Source organism: Phaeodactylibacter luteus (assembly GCF_007993045.1).
Taxonomy (GTDB): domain Bacteria; phylum Bacteroidota; class Bacteroidia; order Chitinophagales; family Saprospiraceae; genus Phaeodactylibacter; species Phaeodactylibacter luteus.
On the sequence record NZ_VOOR01000164.1, the window covers coordinates 1 to 783 of the forward strand.

Annotated in this window: 1 protein-coding gene; it reads left to right on the forward strand. The window is 51.9% G+C overall.

From position 1 onward, the window contains the following. Positions 1-453 precede the first annotated feature (453 nt). On the forward strand, positions 454-783 hold a 330-nt coding region (locus FRY97_RS21965; RefSeq protein WP_147169768.1), incomplete at its 3' end, for a hypothetical protein.

The window sequence follows — 783 nt, forward strand, 5'->3', positions numbered from 1 at the left end:
TAGGTGAGCATACGGGCACCAAGCAGATGATTGCTACAGAGTAAGGCCATACGGTTTTAATACACCTATGCATGAGCCCTGCTCCTGTCCAATGTGGATGGGGGCAGGGCTTTTTGTATCCTTTAACGCGGGAGGGCAAAGTTCAGCCCGTGCAAAATATCTTGGCGGGGCGAACCGCGACAGTGCGCTATGAACCCCTGGTACCAGGTGCCTACGCGATGAAATAGGCACAGTGGGACGAGGGCATAGCACTGCACTGAAAGCGCCTATCGGGCTTTAGCCGACGCTATTTTTTGATCCGTTGAGCACTATCCTTTCCGTTGGGGGAATATCAGTATTTTATAGTAAAATGGTAGGGATTTAGCAATCGGGCAGCGGTATTTCGGCAATTCCTGTATATTTGGGTCAAAGGACACTATGGGCAGCTCTTTGAAAAAAAGAAGTTGTTCGCACATGGAATCAAAATTTTTAAGGCTCGGCCATGCCTGCCATTTGGGGGTAATTGTTCTGCTTGCCTTGATGCTGTCCCCTTGGACAGTGCAGGGGGAAGATCAGCTGGATGGGAGAAAGGCCAGCCGGCCGGATGCCCTTGGTAAAGCACAACTGTTCTTGGAGGCAGCAGACAGCAGTATGCAGTCGTCACCAATGCTGGCTTTAGAATATGCGGTCAAAGCGGAGGTGCTTGCCCGCCGGGCTAACGACAACCGGTTGTTGCCGTTGGCTTTGATGAAGAAAGGCATGGCCAGCTACTACGTAGGAGACTTGGGCAGTGCTGCGGAGGCA